At 61.6% G+C, this 1,731-nt stretch carries 1 protein-coding gene and 1 pseudogene; one reads left to right on the top strand and one right to left on the bottom strand.

Translation table 11 applies throughout. The features are described 5' to 3' along the window. Nucleotides 1-811, bottom strand: an 811-nt coding sequence (locus tag ACOVRJ_RS09895; RefSeq protein WP_422043683.1) for a biotin/lipoyl-binding protein, incomplete at its 3' end; no start/stop codon positions are given. 267 nt (nt 812-1,078) lie between these two features. Here ACOVRJ_RS09895 and ACOVRJ_RS09890 point away from each other — a divergent pair. After that, nucleotides 1,079-1,675 (top strand): annotated as a pseudogene (locus ACOVRJ_RS09890) (helix-turn-helix domain-containing protein); the annotation flags it as partial. Nucleotides 1,676-1,731 lie beyond the last annotated feature (56 nt).

The following is a 1,731-nucleotide window of genomic DNA, read 5'->3' as shown; positions in this document are numbered from 1 at the left end:
ATGTGGAAGTCTTCCATGATCCGGGGCGTTGTCCCACATCATGAAAGTTAGCTTCGTTCTCTACGGCCTCCTGAGCAAGCAGGGCAAGGTTGCTGTCAACCTCAGCCCTGTCCCTCTCTAGCTGTGCTGAGAGATTCGCTATGTCTGCTTTGAGCGTTTCCCGATCTCGGGCGAGTGCAATGTGACTGCGAATGAGCTGCTGGACTCGCTTTTCGGCTTCGAGAAGCTCGCTCTGGCTGCCTTGAGCTTGATTGGGCGACACAAATCCAGACGCAACCAGCTGTTCCACACGTGCTGCCTGTTGCTGCCCTAATGCCACGCGGCGCTTGCTCAGCGCGATCTCGTCTTGCAGACCGACGAGTTCAGCATCCATCGCTTGCATTCGAGCCGCTAGAGACTGGCGCTGTAGCCGAACCTGGGTTGCACGCAGCGCGCGCTCTGCCTCAAGCGCTGCGCGGCGACTGTCAATTTGCCGCGCTAGCTGGCCGCCCAACTTACCCGCACCCACGGCTTGGTCTGTTGCTAGCACCGCCAAAACGTCCCCTTCTCGGACTATCTGGCCCTCAACCACGCGCAGCTCCACGACGCTGCCTGCGCTCGCGGCGTAGAGATCCATCAGGCCGCTGGCTGGCACAAGCATTCCACCCACGCTTGCCTTGCGTGTCATCTCCCCGAAGATAGCGTAGGCGATCAACGAACCCGCCATGACGGCAGCGACTGTCGTCACTGCCCACCAAGCTGGTGTCGTGCGAACCCTTACGCCACCGAGGAACCGGTCGGTACGGGCCTGCATCACTTCTTCTCGAAACAATGGCGCAACCACTTTGATCAGGCGTTAGCTCATTTGGGCTAACGCCAGTCTAGCGATGCGACTTGACATCGTCATGTGCGCACGTCGATTCCCTATGGAGCCTGTGGTGTTGGCAATCGCGTTGGGGTTGCCAATTGCCGCCCCTCGTCATTTCGTGTGGAACCCAACAGACAGGATGGCCGGTCGTCGTCGAGCCCGGTGGGCATGTGGGCAGGCTGCCCTTGAGAGTGTCCACATGTCCACGGGGCGGTAGCCAGGAGTACGGATTTGAACGTTGGCGTGGAGGCGCTGTTCACCGGCGCATTGGGTCTGCAAGCACCATGGGTGGTGCGGGATGTTCGGCTTGACACCGCCAAGCACCGCATCGATTTCGACGTCGAGTGCAAGCAGTCGCTGCTGGCGTGCCCGGCTTGCGGTGCGGCCTCGCAGAAGGTGCATGACCGGCTGCCGCGCTCGTGGCGGCATCTGGACTTTTTCCAGTACGAGGCGTGGCTGCACGCCGAGGTGCCACGCGTGGGGTGCACGGCCTGCGGCAAGACGACGCAACTGACAGTGCCGTGGGCTCGCCAGGGCAGCGGCTTCACGCTGCTGTTTGAAGCATTGGCGCTGACGATGTGCAGGGACTTGCCCGTGCGCCAGGCGGCCAGGGATCTGCGGGTGCGCGACAAGCAGTTGTGGCGCCGCATCGAGCACTACGTGAGCCAGGCGCGCAGCAAGCAGGACATGAGCCAGGTGCGTATCGTGGGCATCGACGAGACCAGCCTGCGCCGCGGGCATGACTACGTCACCGTGGTGCACGACCTGGATGCCAAGCGGCTGCTGTTCTGCACGCCCGGACGTGAGCACCAGACGGTTCAGGCCTTCATGTCTAATTGCGTAAATTAACGATAGTGTTGCGAAGCTGTGAGCCCCGGACTTCT

This window comes from Roseateles sp. (assembly GCF_049240545.1).
GTDB lineage: Bacteria > Pseudomonadota > Gammaproteobacteria > Burkholderiales > Burkholderiaceae_C > Paucibacter_A.
This window is presented reverse-complemented; position numbering and strand designations above follow the sequence as displayed.